This is a genomic window from Shewanella sp. Pdp11 (assembly GCF_002838165.1).
GTDB lineage: Bacteria > Pseudomonadota > Gammaproteobacteria > Enterobacterales > Shewanellaceae > Shewanella > Shewanella hafniensis.
In genome coordinates this window covers 1,726,474-1,749,862 of sequence record NZ_CP015194.1, presented here as the reverse complement: position 1 = coordinate 1,749,862, position 23,389 = coordinate 1,726,474, and the positions used below count along the sequence as shown (strand labels likewise).

Here is a 23,389-nt window from a genome sequence, read left to right as displayed (position 1 = left end):
ATCGCACCTTGAGTGACATCAAATATTCAGTTATACGCTGCGAGTTGCGGTTGCTGGCGAAATATTTGCCGCTTTACGCGCTGGCAAGTAAACCGCTAACGTGGTGACAATAAACAAACCTGCCACAGTAATTAGTGGGTAGCTTAAGTCCAACATAGGCAAGCTATAGATTTTCATCAACTGTTGGCCTAACTGTATCGCTAACAAGCCGCCAAGCACGCCTCCCGCTAAGCAAATCAAATAATTCTCCACGAGGAAGTAACTGATAATATCGCGTTTTTTCGCACCCAGTGCACGACGGGTACCTATCTGCTTAGTGCGGCGCTGAATATTAAACATCACCATACCAGTTAAACCGAGCGAGGTGATCAGCAGCAGCAACACTACCATCATGATCAACACGGTAATCATCAATTTATGATCGCGGTATGAGCTATCTTTTAACGCCTCGATTGACTTAAAGCCATCGAGAACTCGGTTAGGATTCTCGGCCAGCAACGCTTTTTTTATCGCATCTTTAAGCTCGGCGTGAAACTCAGGTTTGGCCCGAACCATGTAAGAACTGCTGCCATAATCCACATTTTGAATCACACTGTTTTCAAGGCTAGAACTGTCAATCCATGCGCCTTGCAGTTTATCGACAACCCCTATCACAGTGATCTGTGCATCTTTACCCTCGTACAACACTTTGCCAAGTGGTGATTCATCAGGCCAAATCGCTTTCGCTAACGCGCTGGAGATAATCGCTAATCGGCTCGGGCTATCGAGATTGTCCTTAAGTTCATGGGGGTAAAAGTTACGCCCTTCAATCAGCTTAAGGCCTAAGGTCTCAAGGGTGTGATCTGTCCCTAAGTACATGGCAAATTGCGGTGTCGATTTAGCGCTATCCGGATCGGGCCCCAGATTGAAGGTGCTCGACCAGCCGCCACCGCTTAATGGCAACATATTGGTTGAGGTCGCATCAATCACATTGGGTAGCCCACGTAAAATTTGCTGATCAATTTTGTTTTGCGCGGTTTTATCTATCAATGGATCGAAGTTGAACAAGCTAAAGGTCAAGACTTCAGACTCTTCGACTCCCGAAACGCGCTGCATCAGGGCTAAACGCTCCTGAATAATAAAGCTCGCGTTCGCCACAATTGCCACAGACAAAATAATCTGAATAAGCAGTAAGACAGGACCGCTTTTACTGCGCAACAAACTGCTGAGAATAGGTTTAATATGTAACATAATAAGTCCCTTACTGGCTTTTCAGATAAACGCTAGGTTTAGTCCGGCACACAACCCACGCGGGATACAAGCCAGCCAACAAGGCTGTGCCTACCGCAATACTAGGAGTGATAATCCACATACTCGCCGATAAATGGGTTAACCCCTTCGAGACCTCAAACTGTGCCGATAAGCCGTAAAGTGACGCGTAGGCCCAAGCGAGTCCCAGTAAGCCGCCTAATAAACCAATCATGCCTACTTCCACCATATATTGAGCGAAGATTTGGGCACGGCTAGCACCGATTGCGCGGCGTACCCCAACTTCAGGCGCTCGCTTGAGGAACTTAGTGAGCATTAAACCTAATATATTGACTAAACAAACACTTAAAAATAGTGCGCTCAAGCCAACCAAGATTTTATTATCTTCAGGAACGACATGATTGTATTCAAGCCAAGTTGCCACATCGGAGACTTTGACTGAGTCAGCGGCAGATTTATTATCCGTAAAACGGCCTAGGGCTTTTTGCTCCGCCACATAATTGCTGAGCCAAGAACGGTAACTGGCTACTGCGTCTTTATTTGGTAACTCAACCCAATACAGCAGCCACACTTTTTCAGAGTTAAGGCGATCGCTGTAACTATTCATCGTCTCAAACTTCCAACCCGAGGTGTTACCCCATACATCAAACTCTTCGATAGGTGTCAGCGAAAACGGTACAAAAATTTGTTCCGTGTCGTTAAAGGCGCCGTTAGTGGGATCATAATATTTAGGCTTAGGATCCCAAGCATCAATCACCCCAACCACTTGATAAGGTTTACGATTAAGATAGATAACTTTGCCAACACTGTTTTGGCCCGCAAACAGCTTTTGATTGAGTTTATCGTTAATCACCACTTGATAAGCAGGTTCAGTGTCAACGGATTTATCCCACACATTGCCGTACAAAAATGGCACGTCAAACAGCTTAAAAAAGTCGCTATCTGTCACTCGAATGCTTTCTAAAATAGGCGCGAAATTGACATCCTCAGTTTGCAGCGCCATCCCAGTGCGAAACATCGCCACTTGGCGTATAGGTAAGGTATTGTTGCGCAAATTCATCGCATCTTGATAAGTCACTAACGAGTTAAGCTCATCCCAAGAATCGGGACCTTGGCTCCAAAGCTGTACCGCATTTAACTCATCTGAGCGTTCACCCGCGGGATTAAACGACATCATCTTGTAGACGTTTAACGTGGTGATTGTGATGCCAATACCTATCGAAATCGCCAACACCATCAACAGCGACAGCACTGGGGTTTTCTTAATGCTGCGCCAGGCTAAATCAACATAATAAAAAAACATAATGCGTATCCTTAGTCAGCGTTGGCGACAAGTTTATCTAATGGGTGCGAAGCTGCAGTTTGCACACTGCCATGGGGCTGATACATAGTAAAATCACACACTTGACCATCGACGATTTGAATATTGCGCTGGGCACGGCGAGCGAGTTCAGGGTCGTGGGTCACCATGATAATAGTCGTGCCCGCTTGATTGATATTTTCAAGTAATTCCATCACTTGGCGCGCCATTAGGCTGTCGAGGTTACCCGTTGGTTCATCGGCGAGCAGAAAACGCGGTTCACCGGCTAATGCGCGGGCAATCGCCACCCTTTGTTGCTGTCCGCCCGAAAGCTGAGTGGGAAAATGCTTGAGTCGTGAGGCTAAACCCACTTGTTCTAATGCTTGTTGTACGCGGCGTTGGCGTTCCTTGGCATTAAAACCACGGTAGCGCAGCGGCACTTCAATATTCTCAGCCAAGTTAAGGTCGGGAATTAAGTTAAAACCTTGGAAGATAAAGCCGATTTTCTCGTTACGAATGGCGGCGCTCTTGTTATCGCTCAGGTTAGACACGTTAATCCCATCGAGAAAATAGTCACCGTGGGTAAAACCTTCAAGCAAACCCGCGATATTTAAAAACGTGGTTTTACCTGAGCCAGAAGGACCCGTTACCGCAACAAACTCGCCTTCATTTACTTCGAGGTTAAAATCGCGCAGGGCGTGGGTTTCCACTAAATCCGTTTTAAAAACCTTGCTCACACTCTTCATTGATAACATGTTAATTTCCTTAAAATAATCAAATCAATTTTACGCCCTGACGCTGCATCTAAACGACGTGATGCATGGCAGCGTCATCAGCCGAAAAATGGCTCAACGACAGATTCTACAAGCCACACAAAAACGCCCAATATAAGGTCGGCACTTTCGAGTGAAACCTCACCCACTTGGCGAACCTCCTCCAATGGATTGGTCCATTCCAAGATATTCAGTCCAAGGAAAAACCAGCTATTGGCTTCACCGATACTCAACTCCACCGCGACCACCAGTAGCAGTAAGGCCAACACGCCAAACATTTTTGATGACATCAACACACTGAAATCAAATTGTTTATCACGCATATTCGGCTCCTATTCTTGTCCATGTCGCAGCAGGTTTCGTCATTCACCTTGATCGCTGCGCCGTTATATTCATCAGATTGGTTATTTAGTAATTTACGAATATCGGTCATCAATGAATCCTGACCTGTTCTGCTTGATTAAAAGGTTCGACACTGGATATCACCCACTCATCTCCGGCTTTACCGCCTTCGAGCACTTCGACTTGGCTCATGCTGGTACTGCCTAGTTTGATCGCGCGGCGGCTGGCTAGATCGCCCTCGATTTGGTACACCTCATCGCCACCGCCGCTAGTCATAAAGGCGCCGCGTTTCACCATCAACACATCGGGTCTGTGCTCTAACAAGACTCGGGCGGAGATTCGTTGGTTCTGACGCAGTTTCAAGCTGTTATCTTGAACGAACTGCACTCTTGCGGTCACTTCACGGTTACGTACTTCGGGGGAAATGGACGATAACTTGCCCATTAACTTCACGCTGCCGAAACTGAGCTCAACTTCCATCCCTAAACCCAAATCGTCGGCGTAGGACTCTGGCACAGCAAGTTCGGCCTCATAGGCGCTTAAATCCACAACGGTTAGAATCGGTTGGTTAGCACTAAGGCGGGTTTTCTGCTCTGTGATCCAGTTGCCGATAATGCCGCCCACGGGCGCTCTGATATTCAAGGCTTCAACTTGGCGTTCGAGTTCATGCACGGCAAGGGTTTGGCGCTCGACCTCTAAGGCTTTATTTTTAATTTCGAAGGTGAGCGTGTCTTTTGTTAGCGCCACTTCCTGCTCGGCATGGGCAAATTTAAGCTTAGCCTTGTGTAAATCGTCCTTACCTTTCTCGTAATCGATTTCACTGATCAGCTTATTTGTAATTAATAACTCACCCCGGCGGCGTTCCCTGTCTGCGGCTTCTAAATCCACCGCGGCCATGTCTAAGGTTTGATTCACTTGCAGTTGATCGCGTCTCGCGTCCAACTTGGCACGCTCTAAAGCACTCTGCATTCCTGCCAAAATCGATTTAGCCTGCTCTAGCTGATTGGTTAATCTTGGGCTATCAAGCTTAGCAACCACATCGCCTTTATTAACGCTATCGCCAGGATTACTCAGCAGAGTGACTGTGCCTTCCTCAGTGCTATACAAAATAGGCGCATTCGCCGCCACGATTTTACCTGTGGTCGCTACATCGCGAGTTAAGGTTCCAACAAAGAGTGTTGCCGTGGTGATGTCGCTGCGGCTTAAGGATTTGCTCACGTTATCTGCGCCCAAGCTCGCCCACACTAAGGCGCTGACCAATAAGGCGCAACCGCCGATCAACAGAGGTAACTTAAGACGTTTAGTGGTCGATGGCACAAGTACAGTATCTTGGCCGCTAGTATCTTTAATCATGGCTTTACTCGCTTCCCTGTCGGAATCATCAGTGCCGAAGCGCAATCAACGGACACTATTGGAAATCTATACCACAGAGAAAGCAAAGCCTATGCCAAACCAGTAAAAACATTATCATTCAAAATGTTAACTTGAGATCACTGATAAAAGTGTCCGCGGACACTGGAAGTTAAATCGAAAAGTGTCCGCAGCAGATTAAGCAAAAGTGTCCGATGTTAAAAACGATGACCTAGTGCGAGCCATGCAGCTAAGCGCTTCAATTACATGTCCTAACAGATTTATTGGCCGAAACCACCGAGTTTCCCTTTACAGTAAAATCCTTGCCACATAAGATCCTGCCACCCTCGCAGCAAAAACGATCAAAAGACCAAACCCTATGACCACAATAACAATCACTCGCCCAGACGACTGGCATATTCATTTAAGAGACGGCGCCCAACTTAAAGATACAGTGCGCGACATCAGCCGCTATATGGGCCGTGCCATCGTTATGCCAAACTTAGTGCCACCCGCTATCGATACCGAAACCGCACTGACTTATTACGACCGTATTAAAGCGCAGGTGCCAGCAGGCTCACGGTTCGAACCTTTGATGGTGTTGTATTTAACCGACAAAACCAGCCCAGATGAAATTCGTAAAGCCAAAGCTTCGGATAAAATTGTCGCCGCTAAGCTCTACCCTGCAGGCGCGACGACCAACTCGGATTCCGGCGTAACCGATTTGAAGAACATCTACCCCGCCCTCGAAGCCATGCAAGAAGTCGGCATGCTGTTTTTAGTGCACGGTGAAGTCACGGATTCATCGATTGATATTTTCGACCGCGAGCGCGTTTTTATCGAAAATATCCTCAGCAAAATCGTCGCAGATTTCCCAGACCTAAAAATCGTGCTTGAACATATCACCACTAAAGATGCGGTCGATTTTGTCACTCAAGCGTCTGATAATGTGGCTGCGACCATCACAGCGCATCACTTACTGTATAACCGCAACCATATGCTGGCGGGCGGTATTCGCCCACATTTTTACTGCCTACCGATTTTAAAACGCAATACCCACCAGCAAGCGTTATTAGCGGCTGCGGCAAGCGGCAGCAAGAAGTTCTTCCTCGGCACAGATTCGGCGCCCCACGCTAAGGATAAAAAAGAAGCCGCCTGTGGCTGCGCGGGTTCGTACGCAGCCCACGCCGCCATTGAGCTGTATGCCGAAGCCTTCGAATCGGTGAATGCGCTGGATAAACTCGAAGCATTTGCCAGCTTCAATGGCCCAGATTTTTACAATCTGCCACGTAACGCCGACACGATAACGCTAGTGAAAACCCCATGGGATGTCCCTGCAACTTACCCGCTGGGCGACACTAACGTAGTGCCGATTCGTGCAGGCGAAGCCATTGATTGGCAAGTTGAGTAAGCCTTAAGTCTTTAACATCAGGTCGCCTACGGGCGACCTTTTTTACACCCTAGGTTCATTTTGATTTTCAATCCAACTTATTACCTTTTAAGAGAAAATATGTATGCAAACAAGGATGTTATTCTGGGTTTTATCCTCAAGCCTATTGTTGGCTTCCACGCTCCCCTTACCGACCTTTGCGGCCAATGAACTGACGGGGATCTGGCAGGGACAATTAGGCAAAAGCAAGGTCAGAGTCTGCTTTAATCAATATGGAACAGGCAGTTATTACTATCAACGCTACTTAACGCCGATAAGGCTCGAGCAGCAAGATGAACTGTGGAAAGAAGAAGGCAGCACGGGAAACTGGCAGTTTGATACTGTCACGCCACAAAAACTGAGCGGCCATTGGTTTAAAGATAGCGCGAGTAAATCGTTACCCGTGCAACTTGAGCGAGCAATCAGCCCTGATGATGTAGAAGATTGCGGCGCCGATGCCTATAACCTGCCACTAGAAACAAGGCCAAAACTCAGCCGAGGGAAATGGCAAACCTATGAAAATATTGAGTATCGCCCGCTGATGTTCGGTACAGAAGTAGGGATCGAATTCAAAGGCCCACAAACGGGGATCTTGGCAATTAATCAATGGCTTGAACATAAGCTCACCGATGAAGTCCAACTAGCACAAACCTTTGACACTCGCCGCAGAATGCTGGCACAAATGGGCAGTTTTGTGACTGACGAAACCTTTGCCGAGCCGATTTTTATTAATCAGCATTGGCTCAGTGTGCGCCTATATCGCTGGGCCGCAGGTTATGGCGCTAATGGCATCAGCCAAGAATTTGTCAGCTTCTCCCTTAGCGATGGCAAACCTTTCCACCCGTGGCAATGGTTTCTCGCCGATACCAAACCGCAAAGCATGCTAGATAGTATGAGCCATCCCTTACCGCAAGCATTAAGGGAAAAATTGTTTGCAGGTAAAGAGTTAGATCCAGAATGTCCCTCATCAGACGGCTCGGGATATTATCAGCTCACCCTTGAGGCAAAGACCATCAAATTCTGGGAAACACCCCGCGGCGATGGATGCGAACAGGAGTTTGTCCTGAGTCCGCAGGAAGCAATGCCTTTCGCCACCCAATGGGGACAGACACAGCTTAAGCTGTTGTAATAAAAACATTAGGATAGTGAATATGACGGAAGCCACAGGCATCGGTGCAAGTGCCAGAACTAAAGCCAAAGCAATAGAAAGCTCACCCGAAGCGCTGGTTCAAGCTCAGCTTGAAGCCTATAACCAGCGCGATCTCGCCACTTTTGTCGCCCAGTTTAGTGATGATGTGTGCATCTATCGTCCACCCGCAACAGCGCCCGTCATCCAAGGTAAAGCCGCTTTTAGTGACTTCTATCAGAATGAGCGCTTTAATCTGCCCAATCTCCATGCCGAAATAGTCAGCCGTATGGTGGTGGGCAATAAAGTCGTCGATCACGAACGCATCAGCGGGATTAGGGATGAACCCTTTGAGGTGATGGTGGTGTTTGAAGTTAATGATGGGTTGATTCAAACCATGTGGAGTTTTGCAACCAACTAATTGGTTGGTTAATAATCAAGCTCCGCTTGACCAACGTCGTGGGGCTTCACCCCACACCCGACCAAAAGGGAAAAAGCGCCTATTCCCCTTTTGGAAATCCCCCGGCGTCCCTAGCGAAGTTACATGCATTGGATACTGGCTTCGTGCTTATTCGAAAATCGCTAACGCTTCCGATGGGGCGTCCCTTCCCCCCGAAAGCTACGCAGACGTCCTGTCTGCGTCACGCTATTTCCTTCAACGCCCTTCAGCAACTTCGCAGGGAATTAGCGTATTCCTGTAGCTAAGATATTGACTGTTCATCTAAATAGCTAACCTTTAGTTAAGTTAATCAATAACAGGAGGTTCCTCATCATTATAATATTTTAATGTTGTAGTAATTTTTTGAACGTTACTAAAAAATCTTGCAGGGTACGCTGTAGGGAAATATTGCTCAATTAAAAGTTCTGTTTTAGAAAGAAGCGCTTCGAAGTTTTCACTGATTAGCTCTTCATTTACATCAATTAAAGTGCGAGATCTTGATAAACCGGATATTTGACTCATTAATACAGCAGAAAAAACTCGATTAGCATGAGTCAATATACCATATCTCTTTTTATCTGAATGATAATCTGTATTAGCAAGTTTTACCTTGATCATATTTTCGATGAACCTATGATGCTTTACAACATTAATAAGTTTTAAACCACTAACTGACGAATTAAAGACTGACTTATATTGATTCCCTTCCAAATTCTCAAAGAATTTCCCTCTACCACTCTTCAATATTGCTAGAGTAGTTGGATTTTTAGAAAAACATGCCAAACCATCTAAGGCTTCATCCATATCAATCACATTAGAGTTATTTAAAACATCTTCACTATCACTTCTCAACAGTTGGTATGTATATCCCTCAATGATGAGTTCATCCCTCAAACGTAACTGTTCATGATGTTGTGAAGCGAAATCCCGACCTAACACTCTATTCTGGTGATTGTTAGCTCTGGTAATTAAATTAACAATATCTTCATCCGCACCATCGGGAATAAGAATAAATCTAACTTGAACCTTTATTTCAACTAACCGTTCAGGATTCGACAACCCAATAATTCCAATATTACTGACAGTTTGAGCACCGTTAATAACACTTACTTCTTGGAAGTTAAATCGACCATGAGATCTATCTCTATCACTATTGCGACGGTGTGGGCTAATGCCTCTAACTAAAACTGTTACACCATTATTATAGTACCAAAAGTTTTCTGGACTATTTAATGCTGTATCCTTAATTGATTCATTAACTTCAGACCTAGCAAGCAAGTTGCGTATATTTTTTGTAAATAACTTTGAAGAATGCTCTATCCACCACTCACTGATTTGATCGCCACTAACTACTCCATAAAATGCTTGAAGTGGAGATTCAACCTTCCCATAATTTTCAAGTTCTACATCTTTTAAATCTACACTTGCAGAATGCTGAATCCTCATCCACTCCATAATGTCTTCAGCTGAAACTAAATGAACTTGAAATGGCAGCTCGTTATCTGCTATTTCGTCAGGAACAACAGCAGCAATATTTAACTCTTCTTGCCATTTTTTCATATCATTTAAAATTATAGAGGCAGCACCACGCTTACCGGTATGCGCCATAACGAACTTAAAAGTATAATCAATAGAGTCTAATGCTTTTATTATATCAACACTAGCAGTTTGCAATATGGTATCGAATCTATGGAATTCGTACTGTTGAAGATATTCACACGCACTTTTAAATCTTAAGAAATCACTCACAGACCAAGTTGCATTGCCTGCCTGGTTAAATTTAGACTGGACAACAATAACTATTTTTTCATTATGGTTAACATATACTGCATCAATACCACCATCACCAGAACTATCGCAAACCGAAGTAGCTGCAGTTATATCGTCAGTATCACCAAGGTGAGATACACAAAAAGCAGCAATTGCTCTGCTCGCCATTTTCACATTGTAATCAGGGATAGTTGGTTCGCATTCCCGCTTATGGATATTATTTTCATACCTCTCTCTCAATGTATTACCAATACGTTGCGCAGTTACTGCTGCAGTAGCTGGAGCAGGAGCGCTATTATCCTCTGGTGACAATGTTTGTACTAATGCCAAAACAATTTCCTTTTGTAGATATATATTTAATATATGAAAGATATTACTAAATACAAATTAACACAACCAATTATAAGAAAGTTTACTAATATAAATTAAAATTATGGCAAGCATATATCAACTAGTAAAAATTCACTCATAATTCTGCAGATCCATCCCCTCGGAGTTGCCGCAGGGTGAATAGGCAAATTGCGTGAGTCCAGCCATGGATGGCTGGCTAGCTTTCGCAGGTGCAGGATGCATCCTTCGGAAGCGATAGCAAAATTGCCTATGAGCACAAGGGGCTTTCAACTCCGTTGGGGGCGTCATGGAGCATCCAAGGAGGATAGGACGAGCAGTCCTTCTTGGTCGGGTGTGGGGTGAAGCCCCACGACTTTGATTTTTCTAAGTGAAATGCATATATCACATGGATTTCAGAGAATTGATAACGCCCTCCACAACATGGAATTTAAGGCGATAGAAAAGGTATTGAAAGACAACCAAAAGTCATAGAGATCAAATCCTAATGCTGAAAGCCTTTAGCATTAGGATTTAAATTTTTAGCACAGCAAGCGGCAGATAATAGATGTCGCGGCAGCTAGCTAGAGTGGCATTTGATACTCAATCATGCCGGACTTTTGGCCAATCCAATCATAGAGTTTTTGCGCTGTGTGATTCGTCTCATGTGTATGCCAATACAAGCGCGCACAGTCTCGCTCATTTGCCGCTTGCTGAACAAACTCAATCAGTTGCTTACCGACAAGCTTGCCCCTCGCCGCTGGGGCGACAAACAGATCTTCAAGGTAGCAATACTCAGTTTCCGCCCAAGTGGAACGATGAAACACAAAGTGCACAAAGCCAAGCAGGTTTTCGCCCTCCCTCGCAACCGCGCAATAAAGCGGTTCTTGACGATCAAAAAACCGATGCCAAGTGGTTTGAGTGATCGCTTCCGAAAGTGCCACTTTGTAAAAAGTCTGGTAATCACGCCAGTGTGGTAACCAGAGTGAAAAGTCTGTTTCTTTAACCTGTTCAATGGTTACAGTGAGTGGTGAATTTGACATAGGCTTGCTCCTTGGGATCCGTTTATTGGTCATTCATTTAACAGAACTCACTCACAGCCTTAGATAACAAAAATTAAAAAGCCTGAAAGAAAATCCCGAAGGCGCTGAAGATAGCGACAAACCATGAGAGGGATCGTAGGGTGCCTTTATTGGCAAGGTATAGGATGTGATACACAAAGCGGGCGGCGACATGGGTGATTGCCAGCCACTCAGTGGTGGGGTTCACTTTGCCCGTAGCGATAACCACTAATACCGCCAGACCAAACACTAACAGGGATTCGAAGGCATTTTGATGCCCTGCCAAGGCGCGAGCACCAAAACCGGTTAGCTGTGCTTGCTGGGCGCGAGGATGATTATTGTCATAACCGCCAGCCTTGGCCATCGCCCAAGCGACGGGGCCTTTCGCCAGATACGGCAATAACATGGCGACAAATAGGCAAATAAGTAAAGTATTCATAGGTTAAGCTTCCTTAGATTGTTGTTCGAGTTCTGCTGTTTTAGTTCTGCTGCTACTGCGATTGTAAGTACTGCTGTTTAAGTTCGACTGTTACGAGTTCTGCTACGTGAACTCTAGTTAAAAGTGTATGGGTCAGCGGTGTTATTTCACTATATACATGCCTTCACTTGCGGGGCGACTGAATTTAAAACCAAACTTTTCATAGAGTTCAGGCACATCGGCCATCAAGGTAATATACGCGCCTTCAAAAGCCTCACGGTCAAGATAGGCCATAATGTGCTGCATAATCAGCCGTCCTAAGCCTTTGCCTTGGTGCTCGGGATCGACCGCGATATCGACAATTTCAAAGTTCAGTGCGCCGTCGCCAACCACACGTCCCATACCTACAGTTTGATCGGCAAGCTTTATCTGCACGCCATATAAACTCCTAGGTAAGGCCTTAATAGCGCCCGCCAATGGCCGAGGACTTAACCCCGAGATTTGCCGTAAACGGATAAAATCATTAGCTGAGGCAACGTCTTCAAGCACTTGATACATGATATTCCCTATTATTTTTATTCTGTCACTTGCTTAAGTAACTTGCTTCTGTCACTAGGCTTTCAATCACTTAGCGCTCAATCATCTCAAGATTAAAGCCTTCATCCAGAGTCGGCGGCTGAAAATAACCGCTCACATGCCAGAACATCGCCTCGGTATCGAACATAGCCCGCTCAGGGTGGCTTTGTCTGCGTTTATCGAGTTGGCTCAAACAAAGCGCATCGCTGTGGTTAAGGTAAATAAGTTTATGGGCGGCGCCGCAATCGGTAAAAATGCTTCGAAACCACAGGCGTTGATTAACCGTATTCGCAGGAAAGTCCATCACCACAGACACTCCCGAACAGAGCAGTGCCTGCACATGCTTTTTAAGCAAGGGCTTAAGACGAGCGGAATACTTCAGGTAAGTATCAAAATCGTTAATCTCATCGGGATATAGCGCAGCAAGCCATTCATCTTCTGAGATTAAAATACAGTTTTCGGCCTCGGCAAGTTGCCGCGATAGCGTTGATTTACCTGCACCCATTTTGCCACAGAGGAATATCAACGTGCCTTTACCGGCTTCTTGCCCTAACGCATTCTGCTTTATCATTTTCACTCCTTGATTACACATCTTTTATCTCAACTAACGATTTCATCTGGCGAGGATACAAACTAACGACAGTACAGAGCATCACATAAAGCATGAACAACCAACAAGGCTTAGGGCGGATTTGAAGTAATAAATTCCCATTCAATTAATGACTATGCTGTGTTTCCACAGCAGGCGTTTTTATTTAACGCGCTTTGTCCAAGGCATCACATAGGGCTTGAACGCCGAGTAAGGCTCTGGGGGTTGCGCGGTGTAATAAATCGGCATTGAGTTGATAAATATGCTGATTTTTAACGGCGGGAATTTCGGGCCATTGATTCCAATCGACACCTTTAACATTGCCTTCCTCTTGGCTTTGCAAAATCACCTCGGGCAAGGTCAGCAACACATTTTCTAAACTCACCTGCGGGTAATCACTGGCGGCATCGTAAAACACATTTTGGCCATGGCACACACTGATGATCTGTTGGATCCAACTGTTTTTAGAAACCGTCATCAGGGGCGTCGACCAGAGTTGATAAAATACCTTAGGCTCTGATTTTTTAGCATTTTCAACCCGCAATCGGATAAGCTCAGCGCGATACGCGGCGGCGGCCTTGCTTGCTTCTTCAACATGCCCCGTAAGTTGGCCTAACTCTTCCAGTTCCTTGGCGACGCCTTCTAAGGTTTTGGGATCGCTACCATAAAGGTTAAAGCCTAACGTCCTAAGCTGGTTGATGTCTTCGGCTTTATTGCCCGAATCCCACACCACAATTAGATCGGGATTAAGCTCCATCACCCGTTCCATTTGAATGCCGTAGTAACCCCCAATACGCGGGATTTTTTTTGCAGCCTCGGGATAATCCGCGTAATCGGTAGTCGCGACTATCTTGTCACCTGCACCAATGGCGTAGAGCATTTCTACCGCGTGGGGCGAGAGCGCAATAATGCGTTTAGCGGGATTGGCCAACACGCTGTGGGGAACTAACAAGCAGAGCCCAAAAAAGAGTCCAGCTAAGTGTCGCTTAATCATGATATGCCTTAATTTTTAAAGAATTAAACTAGCTGCTCTGGCCAGCCATAGTGTTCGATATAGGTTTGTAGATTCTTGGGGCGATAGCTAGGATCTTGATCCCAGCGGGCCTTGACCGAATGATGCAAAAGCACTGGGACTTGCTCAGGGTCGAGTGGCCGCAAATATTCCTGCTTTATCCGATAAAAGCTGCGCCTCGAATCATGCAAGGTGGCTAACGGACTCGGATGCACACTCGCGGCTAAGTGTGGCTCTAAGCTTAAATCAAATTTCTGCGCCTCAGATATCATCCACAGCAGTGCATTGTCCGACAGCAATGCGCCGTCTTTATCGGGTTTATAACTGCCGCCAATATTGCTATGGGCACCGGCAAACCACACCTGCTGCATGTCCATATTGTCACGCAGTTGCCAGATGGTGGGCTCAAAATCGCTGCGGTGTTCGTCTATGGCTAAGGCATGGCGGGCAACGCGCACATTGCGGCCGATTTTAGTGTCGTAAAACTCATCTTTATCTTCGAACAAACCTAAAAACGAGATAGGGATCCCCATAGCGCCAACGGTATCCCACACGCCAACAAACTTGATTTCCCGCGATTCATGGCTGTATCTAGCTCTAAATTCGAGGGATTTTTCGCCGTCAGGGGCAAAGGGCGCACTGCTTTTTTTATAATGGTCGAAGGCTTGCTGAATCAATGCCGCATCGGGGCGTTTGAGTATGCCGCAGTTATTAATCAAGCCGCACAGGCAACGCACTGTGTAAGCACCACGGCTAAAGCCAAAGAGGTAAATCTCGTCGCCGGGGGAATAGTTTTGCACTATATAGCGATACCCATCCATGATGTTTTTATGCAAACCGCGCCCTGTTGCGCCGCCCATGGCTTCATCGTAATAGGAACCGACACCCCAATCGTAAAATACCTGCTGGGGTTTACCATCAGCCGCTATCGGGCTGATAGCCCGCGCGAGGCGCAGCACATTGGTAGGGAAATCGACCTTAAGATCTTTCTCGGGCCGATTCCAAGTGCCATCGGCACAAATCACGATACGCTTATTCATAGGATCATCCTTGAGAACACTTTGAACGTTGAACGGTAAGTGACTAACGGCTAGTAGTGGCTAAAGGCCTAGCTGCCAGCCAATAACAGATAGTCACTTATGCGCCTACTTTTACCAAGTTCGATTAGTAATCAAAACCTTGCTGTGCCTTGATACCCGCTTCAAAGGCATGTTTCAACGGCTGCACTTCGCTGACCGTATCGGCAAGCTCGATAATCGCCCGATGACAAGCGCGGCCAGTGATAATCACATGCTGCATCGGTGGACGATTCTTAAGTGCATTGAGCACGCGTTCCACATCCAGATAGTGATAGCTCACCATGTAGGTCAGCTCATCCAGCATCAAGCAGTCAATCGACTCATCTTGCAGCAGCTTTTCGGCGGCTTCCCATGCGAGCACGGCAGCGGCAGTATCCTTTTCTTTATCTTGGGTTTCCCAGGTAAAACCTGTGCCCATCACATGAAACTCAACCCCGGCACCTTCGAGTAAGTTGCGCTCACCGCACTCCCAAGTGCCTTTGATAAATTGCACTACCGCGGCTTTTTTACCGTGACCGACGGCGCGGGCGACCGTGCCAAAACCTGAGGTCGACTTGCCTTTACCGTTACCAGTTAATACCAGCAAAATACCCTTTTCTTCTTGGGCGGCGGCAATTTTAGCATCTACACCGGCTTTCACTTTTTGTTGGCGAGCCTTGTGGCGTTCGGCCTTGATTTGCGCTTGTTCATTGTCGTTCTGTGCTGTCATGGTCTTCTCTTCACTCTGCTGCTAAAAATGTCTGCTTTTATAAATAGTTAGTTTTTAAATACCGCTCTCACAATATCCGTTCTTTGCCGAATTCAACGCTGAACTGCAGCATCTAAAATAGTCTGTAATTTTTGCATGTCGAGATGTTCGGCTAGTACATCGGCTAAACGCTCGAGTTGCTGCTCACGTATTTGATTGATATCTATCGTCTTAGCATCGTTTAATCCCGCCCAGCGCAAAATCAGCTGACAGGCATCAGGGCTATCAAATAGCCCATGTAAATAAGTACCTAAGATTTGCCCGTCATCGCTTTGCAGGCCATCGGCAAAACTCATCGCTGGCGCTGTTAAGGATGTCGATTCTGGGATTAACTGCAAGGGCGCATTCGTTTGTTCAAGCCTAGGGATAAGATAACGTGATTCGCCGCAGTGGATTTCATAGCCCTTCACTGCAACTGTTTGCCCAAGTAACCTTAACTCACCGCTCACCCGCCGTAACTGTTTATCGGCTTTAAGTTCCGTGCTCAATGGCAAGTAGCCAAGCCCTGCGGTGTCGCCCGCACTGTCTTCAATGCCTAAGGGATCGGCAATGCTTTGACCTAACATTTGGTAACCGCCGCAAATGCCGAGCACTTTGCCGCCGTAACGCAGGTGTGTGGCAATATCTTTATCCCAACCTTGCTGGCGTAAAAAGGCCAAATCGGCGCGCACATTCTTACTGCCGGGCAAGATCAATATATCGGCGGCGGGCAGATGAGTGGCGTGACTCGCGGCTTGGGTTTGCAACGACACATAATCAAAATCGATATCGGGATGCAGCCGCAGCGGATCAAAATCCGTGTGATTACTGATCCTTGGGTACACTAATACCCGCACTTTTAAGCGGCTGTTCACGCCTTTGATCGGCGAGCTTATCAGCGCATCTTCGGCATCGAGATGTAAATCATGCAGATAAGGCAACACGCCTAAAACAGGCTTGTTCGTATAAGCTTCAAGCCAATCGAGGCCAGATTGCAACAGGCTAATATCACCACGGAAACGGTTGATCACAAAGCCCTTTACCCGCGCCTGTTCAGACTCAGATAATAGCGCCAGCGTTCCGACCAAATGGGCAAATACGCCGCCCTTATCGATATCGGCAATGATGATCACGGGGCAATCTACGGCTTCGGCAAATCCCATGTTGGCAATATCGCCCTCGCGCAGATTGATCTCCGCTGGACTGCCCGCGCCTTCCACCACTATGGTTTGATACTGGGCACTTAATCGCTCGAAGGATTCCAGCACAGCGTCGAGCGCCATTGCCTTGTAATCCTTAGATTTAGGCCCAAAAAAGGCCGAGGCTTCGAGTGTTGTCAGGGCTTTGCCATGAACGATAATTTGCGCGCCCGTGTCCGAGCTTGGTTTAAGCAGTATGGGATTAAAATCGGTATGGGGCTCAAGATAACAGGCCGCGGCTTGCAACGCCTGTGCGCGGCCAATCTCGCCGCCATCAATAGTGACTGCACTATTAAGCGCCATATTTTGCGGCTTAAAGGGCGCAACCTTTACGCCCTGACGAGCGAGCAAACGACAAATGCCTGCGACTAAGGTGCTTTTACCTGCATCGGATGTTGTGCCCTGCACCATCAAGACTTTTGCGCGACGAAGCGAATTAACCGCAGGTCTATTCACTGCGGGATTCACCGCAAGATTAGCAGCAGAATGAATAGCTAAAGCGTCAGCGGTATCGAGTGCATTGGCACAGCCTGTGTTGTCTGTGTTTGAAGAAGGCATAAGGTTAAAAACTTATTTTAGTTTGCAGGGACAAAGATAAAAACTCAGCCTGAATATCACTTAACTGATTTAGATTACAGTGGTTTTAGTGCTAAGGGTAAACCCGCAACCACTAAGGTGACATTGTCAGCCAAAGCGGCTACAGCTTGGTTTAACCAGCCCGCTTCATCAACAAATTGTCGGCTCAACTCACCTAAGGGCACGATACCAGAGCCGACTTCGTTACTGATCAACACCACCACACCTTCAAGCTCGGCAAGGGAATCCACAAACGCGGTTTTCTCTGCCTGCCAACTCGCCAGAGCTTCATCGTTAGAGGCTTGGCTGGTAGAGGTGATAAAGTCTGCCCCACTCCACTCGGTAGGCGCGGGTTCATCATCAACCTTGGCGTTGGATGCGAGTAATTGATTGGTTAACCAAAGAGTTAAACAGTCTACTAAAATCACTCGCCCAGGTTTTGCTAACTGTTTTAACAGTGCAGTGAGGGCGAGCGACTCTTCAAACAATTGCCATTCGATACCATCGTCCGTTCGTCCCGCTTGATGCTTGGCGATACGTGTCGCCATTTCATCATCTAGCGCCTGCGCCGTCGCCACATAGCAGGCATCGAAGCCAAGCGCAGTGTACTGACGCACTAAGGCTTCGCCGTAACGACTCTTACCGCTACGGGCGCCGCCTAGGACGAGGTGGATCACAGTATGTTACCCACAACGAGCAATACAAAATAACACACGATTTCAGATATTTGCTGCGCCGCGCCTAAGGTATCACCCGTGTAACCGCCAATCTGGCGTCTAAAGATCACTATGATCAAACGGCGCAGTCCTATCATCACCAATAGCAATGACAATGCCGCTAACCCCTTGAGGAATAACAGTACTAATACGCCGCTGGCGATCAGGATAAGCAGCTCATTAATGCCTTGATGTTGCGATAGCGGCTTAGACTTACTGGTTTCGTCATCGCGGACATATTTTTCACTAAAGATGATACTGGCTGATACCACGCGGCTGACTGTGTGGGCGACGATAAGTGCAGAACCAGCCACCACAGGATCGTACAGTGCTAACTCAACTAGCAACTGCCATTTCAGCAGCAGGGCCAAGATCAACGCCAGTGCACCATAACTGCCAAGGCGCGAGTCTTTCATGATCCGCAGCTTGTCTTCCGCCGTCCAACCACCGCCAAAACCGTCGAAGGTATCGGCTAGGCCATCCTCGTGAAATCCGCCCGTGAGCAAGACGCCGACCAACATAGCTAACAGCACAGAGACACCGGCGGGGAGCCAGTTTTGCGTCAGCCAAAACACTATGGCACTCAACAGGCCGACCAAAAGACCGACGAGACCGAAATAACGGCTGGCCTTATTCAACTTATCGCTATCGACTTCGACCCACTTAGGCATAGGAATGCGGGTAAAATAGCCCATGGCAACTAAAAATAAATCTATCTCTTTGTGCCAGCTTTCGCGTTCTGACATAAAGTATCCTTAGTGAATTAACACTTGCTACAAGGTTTAAGATTAAAACGGTTGGCTAAAAAGTTATTATTTTAAATAAGTAAAATAAGCGACTTAGCAGCGCACATCATACAACAGCCTCAATCCCCGCATCACTAAAACTCGCCATTTGATTGTAAAAATTTACTGAGGCTTGAATAAGCGGCAACGCCAAAGCTGCGCCCGTGCCTTCGCCTAATCTTAGCCCGAGGGATAATAAAGGTTTCGCCTGCAAAAACTCTAACATCCGCTGATGGCCTTGCTCGTCTGACTGGTGGGCAAAAATCAAATAATCACGCACATTAGGGGCGATTTGCACCGCAACTAATGCCGCAGCTGTCGCGATAAAACCGTCCACAACCACCAGCATTTTGCGCTCGGCGGCAGCTAACATCGCGCCCGTCATCTGCACAATTTCAAAGCCACCTAGGCAAGCTAACACTGATTTTGGCCCATTTAAGGCGCTTTGATGCAGCAATAACGCCAGTTCAATCAGCATGAGTTTACGTTCTAAGGTTTCGCTATTAATGCCCGTGCCACGGCCGACACAATCAATCACGTCGAGTTGCATGATAGCCGCCATAATAGCCGCAGCAGATGAGGTATTAGCAATACCCATTTCGCCAAAGGCGACTAAGTTACAACCGGCTTGATGGTGACGCTCAATCAAATCGCGCGCCATCGCAAAGCCTTTATCGACGGTTTCCAGCGCCATTGCGGGCTCTAAATGAATCGCCCCTGTGCCCGCGCCAAGACGTTGATCGATAATGCCTTCAACCCCTTCGACTGGGGTTAAAATGCCGCAATCGATCACTTCGAGCTTAAAGCCCACCTGCCGACAAAAAACGTTAATCGCCGCGCCGCCATGGGCAAAGTTTTGCACCATTTGGCGCGTAACTTCGCTAGGGGCAATCGACACGCCTTCAGCGGCAATACCATGGTCACCCGCAAACACTAACATGGTCGGATGAACGATTTTCAGCACAGTATTTTGTGGCTGATCCGTTTGTTGCAAATCAGTCGCTTGCACGCGGGCAATCTGTAAGGCTAAGGATTCGAGCTGACCTAAGGCGCCGGGCGGCTTAGTCTTAAGATCTATTTTCTGCTGGATCAATGGATCCTGCGCTTTGCTAACTGGGCTGATTTGAAAAGACACGGCTGACTGAGACATCCACACTCCACTTATAATCTTAAATAACCACAACGCATCCTGCGTCTATGACTAACATGTCCAATTTTGCATTTCCAATCGCGGGGCAGATATCAACAGAAATGATGATTATCTCGCCAGTTTGCGCTTGCTAGATGACTCTAGGATTACGGCATGACTCTAGGTTTACGCCATGACTCTGCGTTTACGCAAAATCAGCAAAAAGAACATGCTACCTATGGCCGCCGTGATAATGCCCACGGGCAACTCTTGATTGCCAAGTAAACAGCGCGCCAGTACATCAATCCACACCATAAATAATCCGCCCACCAGCGCCGTTAAAATAATCGGCTGACGGCCGGGAAACAGCATGCGCACTGTGTGGGGGATCATCAAACCGACAAAGCCAATCCCGCCGCAGGTGGCAACCAAAATCGCGGTAATCAAGGAGCAGAGCAACAGCATATTGAGTCGCAACTTAGGCACATTCACCCCTAAGGTATGCGCCGTTTCATCCCCCGCTTGCAACGCCATGATCTGCCGTTTCATGCCTAAAATAATGAACAAACTCGCGCCAATCACCAGTGTCGGCAGCACTAATAAGGACCAACTGGCCTTAGCAAAACTGCCTAAACTCCAAAACAACACAGAAGCCGTCGCCTGCGGACTGGCGAAATACAACAACAAACTTGTTAACGCGCCAAACATAAAAGAGGTCGCCACGCCTGAGAGCAACATGCGCTCCACTTGGCTATTGAGCCCAAGGCCAGACAAGGCCAGCACTATCAGTACCGACAAACTGGCGCCAATAAAAGCGCCGAAGGGCAAGCTAAACCAAAGCAAACCCGACAAGGCACCCGAGCCACTAAAAATCCCCGAGTTTGCCGCCATGCCCGCATTATCAAAAAATCCAGAGCCTGTGAATATCGTCAACATCACCACAGCGCCAAAGGACGCGCCGGAACTAATACCAAACAGATAAGGGTCGGCCAGCGGATTGCGGGTCACAGTTTGCAGCACACTGCCCGCCAAGGACAAGCCCGCACCCGCCACAAAGGCGAGCAAAATACGCGGCAGCCTGAGCTCCATCACGATGCGCTCTGTCATGCCATTGGCTTGAGTGAGGTTGGCCATTTTATTGATAAACACTTGGATAACATCGATAAAACTGATGTTCGCCGCGCCAAAACTTGTGGCGGCAATGGGGGTTATCAAAGTGATTATGCCTAATGCGACCAGCATCAGTTGTTGTCTCGTCAAAGGTGTCACCATACGCCCCAAATGTGAGATGAAATGCTATTTACTCCCTGAATCATCCGCCCTCGCCTCGCTCAGCCATGTGGTGCGTTAAGTCATGGTAACCATAAAAGTAGCTGATCAAGGGCTTTTTATGTTGTGGATGGGTCGATACCTTAGCGCACACGCCAAACACATCGCCAATTCGCGCCTCGGTTAATACTTCAGTTGGCGTGCCCATAGCGCTGACTTCACCGTTATGGATCAACAACAAACTGTCGCACAGGGCGCTGGCTAAATTGAGATCGTGAATAGAGGCAATCACGCTGATGCCAAGGCTACGCACCAATTCGAGGATTTGGATTTGATAACGCACATCGAGGTGGTTGGTTGGCTCATCAAGGATTAATAGCTGCGGCTGCTGCACTATGGCACGGGCGATTAAGGCACGCTGCTTTTCACCGCCAGATAAGTGCTCGTACTGTTGATGCATCTTATGGCTCAGGCCGACTTTCTCTAGAGCCTTGGCTATGCGCTCGCCGTCACAGCTCGAATTGGTATCGAACATGCCCTTATGCGGTGTTAAGCCCATGCTGACCAATTGCTCTGTGGTGAGGTCAAAATAGTGCGGCGTGTCTTGCTGCACTACGGCAACTCGGCAAGCAAACGCCTTGGGCGATAAACGCTCAATATCTTGATCAAACAGGGTAATTTTGCCCTGAGTCGGGCGAACAAAGCGATATAAACAGCGCAGCAAGCTAGACTTACCCGCACCGTTTGGACCAATCAAACCCAGCATCTGCCCGGTAGGCAGCGCAAAGTTAATATTGGAAAGAATGGTTTTGCCATCGATACACCAGCTTAGCTGGCTGACATCAAGCGCGACCGTTTGGCTCGCTGATGGGCGAGTGTCGCTGTCATTCAAGGTATGGCTCGTTTGGATGGCAGAGAGTTTCACCAAAGTGGTGCTCCTAGCGAGTCCAAACCTGAATTAAAAAAGGTTATGCACATTGTCATCGGCTCCCTCGAGTCACCCGCTCGAGAACTAAGGCTGCACGCAGCGATAACAGAAATAGGCAGGTCTCCTGACTCGTCACTTTTTGTATTAAAAACAATATAAAAAGTCACTCACAGTTGCGGGCACAGTTCGGGCTGACTGACAAGCAGCTCCCCGATTCCCTATTATGTTGAGATTGATTTCAAGCCTTTGCAGTGTAAGCTGGCAATCGTTGCCACAGAACATACTCGCACCACTCAAAACTCCCAACACCTATTTCTGTGACGTCATCCGATACGCTATCGCAAGCCTTGCAAGGCCGCGTGCTTAGGGGGACGCCAGGAAAACGCATTATCCTATATTTACCTTAATAGGCAATCGACAATCACGCTGGTAAGACAAGAAAAATCTTCACCTTAGGCCGATGCATATCACTCGCAGCGTCCGCTCGGCCAATCTAAACGCCAGTAACAAACGCCGTGCTCATCCTGCAGCACAGTAATGCTCACCACGGCCGCCACGGGTAAATCGAGTTGACTGAAAAATCCCACCGCCCGTTCAACCCCAAGGGCGCGCGCCATTAGGTGACGGATCACCCCGCCGTGGGTCACCACCCATACCTTGGCAGCCAGCTCACCCGTACTCAAGCCCTTACCCACGCTAGCGCCCGTAACCTGCTCGGCGTTATCTGAGTCGATAATCAACCGTTTAAACTCGGCGGCGAGTATCTGGTCAATCGTCCCATTCACCCGCGACTCGAAACTAGCCATAGTTTCCCCATTGGGCGGCGGTGTTTGCCAAGGGTTTTGCCAATAGGCCGCTAAATGTTCGCCCGCTTGTTGATACAGTTCATCGAGCCGACGACCGTCCCAATCGCCAAAGTCGATTTCTTGTAAACCCGATAAAAGCTGCGCCTGCAATGGCCTTGACTCAGATACCAGCGCCGCCGTCGAATGCAGCTTGGCGGCAAAGGCTTGGGCAAATTCGGCGCAGCGGCGTGAGGTCGAGCTATAAATCGCGCTACACACGCTGGCCTGTGACTCAACTGCTGCCGACATTTGCTGCCAGCCCTTTTCGCTTAGAGGCACATCCACACGGCCGCGTAAAATGGCGCCGCCTTCACACTCGCCGTGGCGCAACAATAACAATCGAACTTGTTTCATATATGCCTTTTAAAAATCTTAG

Annotated in this window: 23 protein-coding genes and 1 riboswitch; of the genes, 3 read left to right on the top strand and 20 right to left on the bottom strand. The window is 47.6% G+C overall.

All coding sequences use genetic code 11. From position 1 onward, the window contains the following. Positions 1-30: 30 nt before the first annotated feature. The 5 genes from AYJ58_RS07730 to AYJ58_RS07710 all read right to left on the bottom strand — a co-directional run bounded on the left by AYJ58_RS07730 (position 31) and on the right by AYJ58_RS07710 (position 5,016). Entirely contained in the window at positions 31-1,230 is a 1,200-nt protein-coding gene (locus AYJ58_RS07730) for an FtsX-like permease family protein (protein ID WP_106649651.1), read from the bottom strand. Positions 1,231-1,240: 10 nt separating this feature from the next. Further along, the gene (locus AYJ58_RS07725) at positions 1,241-2,551 is read right to left on the bottom strand and encodes an ABC transporter permease (RefSeq protein WP_106649650.1); all 1,311 of its coding nucleotides are present in this window, start codon (positions 2,549-2,551) and stop codon (positions 1,241-1,243) included. Between the two features lie 11 nt (positions 2,552-2,562). Beyond that, entirely contained in the window at positions 2,563-3,303 is a 741-nt protein-coding gene (locus tag AYJ58_RS07720) for an ABC transporter ATP-binding protein (protein ID WP_006085861.1), read from the bottom strand. A gap of 77 nt (positions 3,304-3,380) precedes the next feature. After that, positions 3,381-3,644 carry a hypothetical protein gene (locus tag AYJ58_RS07715; RefSeq protein ID WP_006085862.1) on the bottom strand — a complete coding sequence of 88 codons (264 nt, stop codon included), beginning with the start codon at positions 3,642-3,644 and terminating at the stop codon, positions 3,381-3,383. 109 nt (positions 3,645-3,753) lie between these two features. After that, positions 3,754-5,016 carry an efflux RND transporter periplasmic adaptor subunit gene (locus tag AYJ58_RS07710; protein ID WP_106649649.1) on the bottom strand — a complete coding sequence of 421 codons (1,263 nt, stop codon included), beginning with the start codon at positions 5,014-5,016 and terminating at the stop codon, positions 3,754-3,756. 376 nt (positions 5,017-5,392) lie between these two features. On the opposite strand from AYJ58_RS07710, the gene pyrC reads away from it, so the two are divergent. The 3 genes from pyrC to AYJ58_RS07695 all read left to right on the top strand — a co-directional run bounded on the left by pyrC (position 5,393) and on the right by AYJ58_RS07695 (position 7,989). Further along, positions 5,393-6,424: a dihydroorotase gene (gene pyrC, locus AYJ58_RS07705; protein ID WP_106649648.1), complete on the top strand. Its 1,032-nt coding sequence runs from the start codon at positions 5,393-5,395 to the stop codon at positions 6,422-6,424. A gap of 103 nt (positions 6,425-6,527) precedes the next feature. Continuing rightward, positions 6,528-7,571, top strand: a complete 1,044-nt coding sequence (locus tag AYJ58_RS07700; protein ID WP_106649647.1) for a hypothetical protein — start codon at positions 6,528-6,530, stop codon at positions 7,569-7,571. 22 nt (positions 7,572-7,593) lie between these two features. After that, positions 7,594-7,989, top strand: coding sequence for a nuclear transport factor 2 family protein (locus tag AYJ58_RS07695; RefSeq protein WP_198555624.1), 396 nt, complete (start codon positions 7,594-7,596; stop codon positions 7,987-7,989). 324 nt (positions 7,990-8,313) lie between these two features. Here AYJ58_RS07695 and AYJ58_RS07690 read toward each other — a convergent pair whose 3' ends face one another. The 15 genes from AYJ58_RS07690 to AYJ58_RS07620 all read right to left on the bottom strand — a co-directional run bounded on the left by AYJ58_RS07690 (position 8,314) and on the right by AYJ58_RS07620 (position 23,367). After that, positions 8,314-10,107 carry an AIPR family protein gene (locus AYJ58_RS07690; RefSeq protein WP_106649646.1) on the bottom strand — a complete coding sequence of 598 codons (1,794 nt, stop codon included), beginning with the start codon at positions 10,105-10,107 and terminating at the stop codon, positions 8,314-8,316. A 581-nt stretch (positions 10,108-10,688) separates the two neighbouring features. Further along, the gene (locus AYJ58_RS07685; protein ID WP_106649645.1) at positions 10,689-11,147 is read right to left on the bottom strand and encodes a GNAT family N-acetyltransferase; all 459 of its coding nucleotides are present in this window, start codon (positions 11,145-11,147) and stop codon (positions 10,689-10,691) included. A gap of 73 nt (positions 11,148-11,220) precedes the next feature. Beyond that, positions 11,221-11,604 (bottom strand): MAPEG family protein, encoded by a 384-nt coding sequence (locus AYJ58_RS07680; RefSeq protein ID WP_011847592.1) that lies wholly within the window; start codon positions 11,602-11,604, stop codon positions 11,221-11,223. A 141-nt stretch (positions 11,605-11,745) separates the two neighbouring features. Then, positions 11,746-12,141 (bottom strand): GNAT family N-acetyltransferase, encoded by a 396-nt coding sequence (locus AYJ58_RS07675; RefSeq protein ID WP_006085872.1) that lies wholly within the window; start codon positions 12,139-12,141, stop codon positions 11,746-11,748. Between the two features lie 70 nt (positions 12,142-12,211). Continuing rightward, positions 12,212-12,730, bottom strand: coding sequence for an AAA family ATPase (locus AYJ58_RS07670; protein ID WP_106649644.1), 519 nt, complete (start codon positions 12,728-12,730; stop codon positions 12,212-12,214). 184 nt (positions 12,731-12,914) lie between these two features. Then, a complete protein-coding gene (locus AYJ58_RS07665) occupies positions 12,915-13,742 on the bottom strand; it encodes a cobalamin-binding protein (protein ID WP_106649643.1) in 828 nt (275 codons plus the stop codon). Positions 13,743-13,765: 23 nt separating this feature from the next. Continuing rightward, positions 13,766-14,800 (bottom strand): DUF2235 domain-containing protein, encoded by a 1,035-nt coding sequence (locus AYJ58_RS07660; RefSeq protein WP_106649642.1) that lies wholly within the window; start codon positions 14,798-14,800, stop codon positions 13,766-13,768. A 124-nt stretch (positions 14,801-14,924) separates the two neighbouring features. After that, on the bottom strand, positions 14,925-15,548 hold the full coding sequence (cobO, locus tag AYJ58_RS07655; protein ID WP_006082831.1) for a cob(I)yrinic acid a,c-diamide adenosyltransferase: 624 nt from the start codon (positions 15,546-15,548) through the stop codon (positions 14,925-14,927). A 92-nt stretch (positions 15,549-15,640) separates the two neighbouring features. Continuing rightward, positions 15,641-17,323, bottom strand: a complete 1,683-nt coding sequence (locus AYJ58_RS07650) for a cobyric acid synthase (RefSeq protein ID WP_198555622.1) — start codon at positions 17,321-17,323, stop codon at positions 15,641-15,643. A gap of 74 nt (positions 17,324-17,397) precedes the next feature. Further along, positions 17,398-18,018 carry a bifunctional adenosylcobinamide kinase/adenosylcobinamide-phosphate guanylyltransferase gene (cobU, locus tag AYJ58_RS07645; protein ID WP_106649641.1) on the bottom strand — a complete coding sequence of 207 codons (621 nt, stop codon included), beginning with the start codon at positions 18,016-18,018 and terminating at the stop codon, positions 17,398-17,400. Continuing rightward, positions 18,015-18,803 carry an adenosylcobinamide-GDP ribazoletransferase gene (locus AYJ58_RS07640; protein WP_106649640.1) on the bottom strand — a complete coding sequence of 263 codons (789 nt, stop codon included), beginning with the start codon at positions 18,801-18,803 and terminating at the stop codon, positions 18,015-18,017. Before AYJ58_RS07640 ends, cobU begins: the two co-directional genes overlap by 4 nt. Positions 18,804-18,909: 106 nt before the next feature. Further along, the gene (cobT, locus tag AYJ58_RS07635) at positions 18,910-19,992 is read right to left on the bottom strand and encodes a nicotinate-nucleotide--dimethylbenzimidazole phosphoribosyltransferase (protein WP_106649639.1); all 1,083 of its coding nucleotides are present in this window, start codon (positions 19,990-19,992) and stop codon (positions 18,910-18,912) included. 165 nt (positions 19,993-20,157) lie between these two features. Next, the gene (locus tag AYJ58_RS07630) at positions 20,158-21,243 is read right to left on the bottom strand and encodes a FecCD family ABC transporter permease (protein WP_106649638.1); all 1,086 of its coding nucleotides are present in this window, start codon (positions 21,241-21,243) and stop codon (positions 20,158-20,160) included. 40 nt (positions 21,244-21,283) lie between these two features. Beyond that, positions 21,284-22,165 carry an ABC transporter ATP-binding protein gene (locus AYJ58_RS07625; RefSeq protein ID WP_106651771.1) on the bottom strand — a complete coding sequence of 294 codons (882 nt, stop codon included), beginning with the start codon at positions 22,163-22,165 and terminating at the stop codon, positions 21,284-21,286. A 100-nt stretch (positions 22,166-22,265) separates the two neighbouring features. Further along, positions 22,266-22,431: riboswitch (cobalamin riboswitch) on the bottom strand. Positions 22,432-22,635: 204 nt separating this feature from the next. Further along, positions 22,636-23,367, bottom strand: coding sequence for a histidine phosphatase family protein (locus AYJ58_RS07620; RefSeq protein ID WP_106649637.1), 732 nt, complete (start codon positions 23,365-23,367; stop codon positions 22,636-22,638). Between the last annotated feature and the right edge of the window lie 22 nt (positions 23,368-23,389).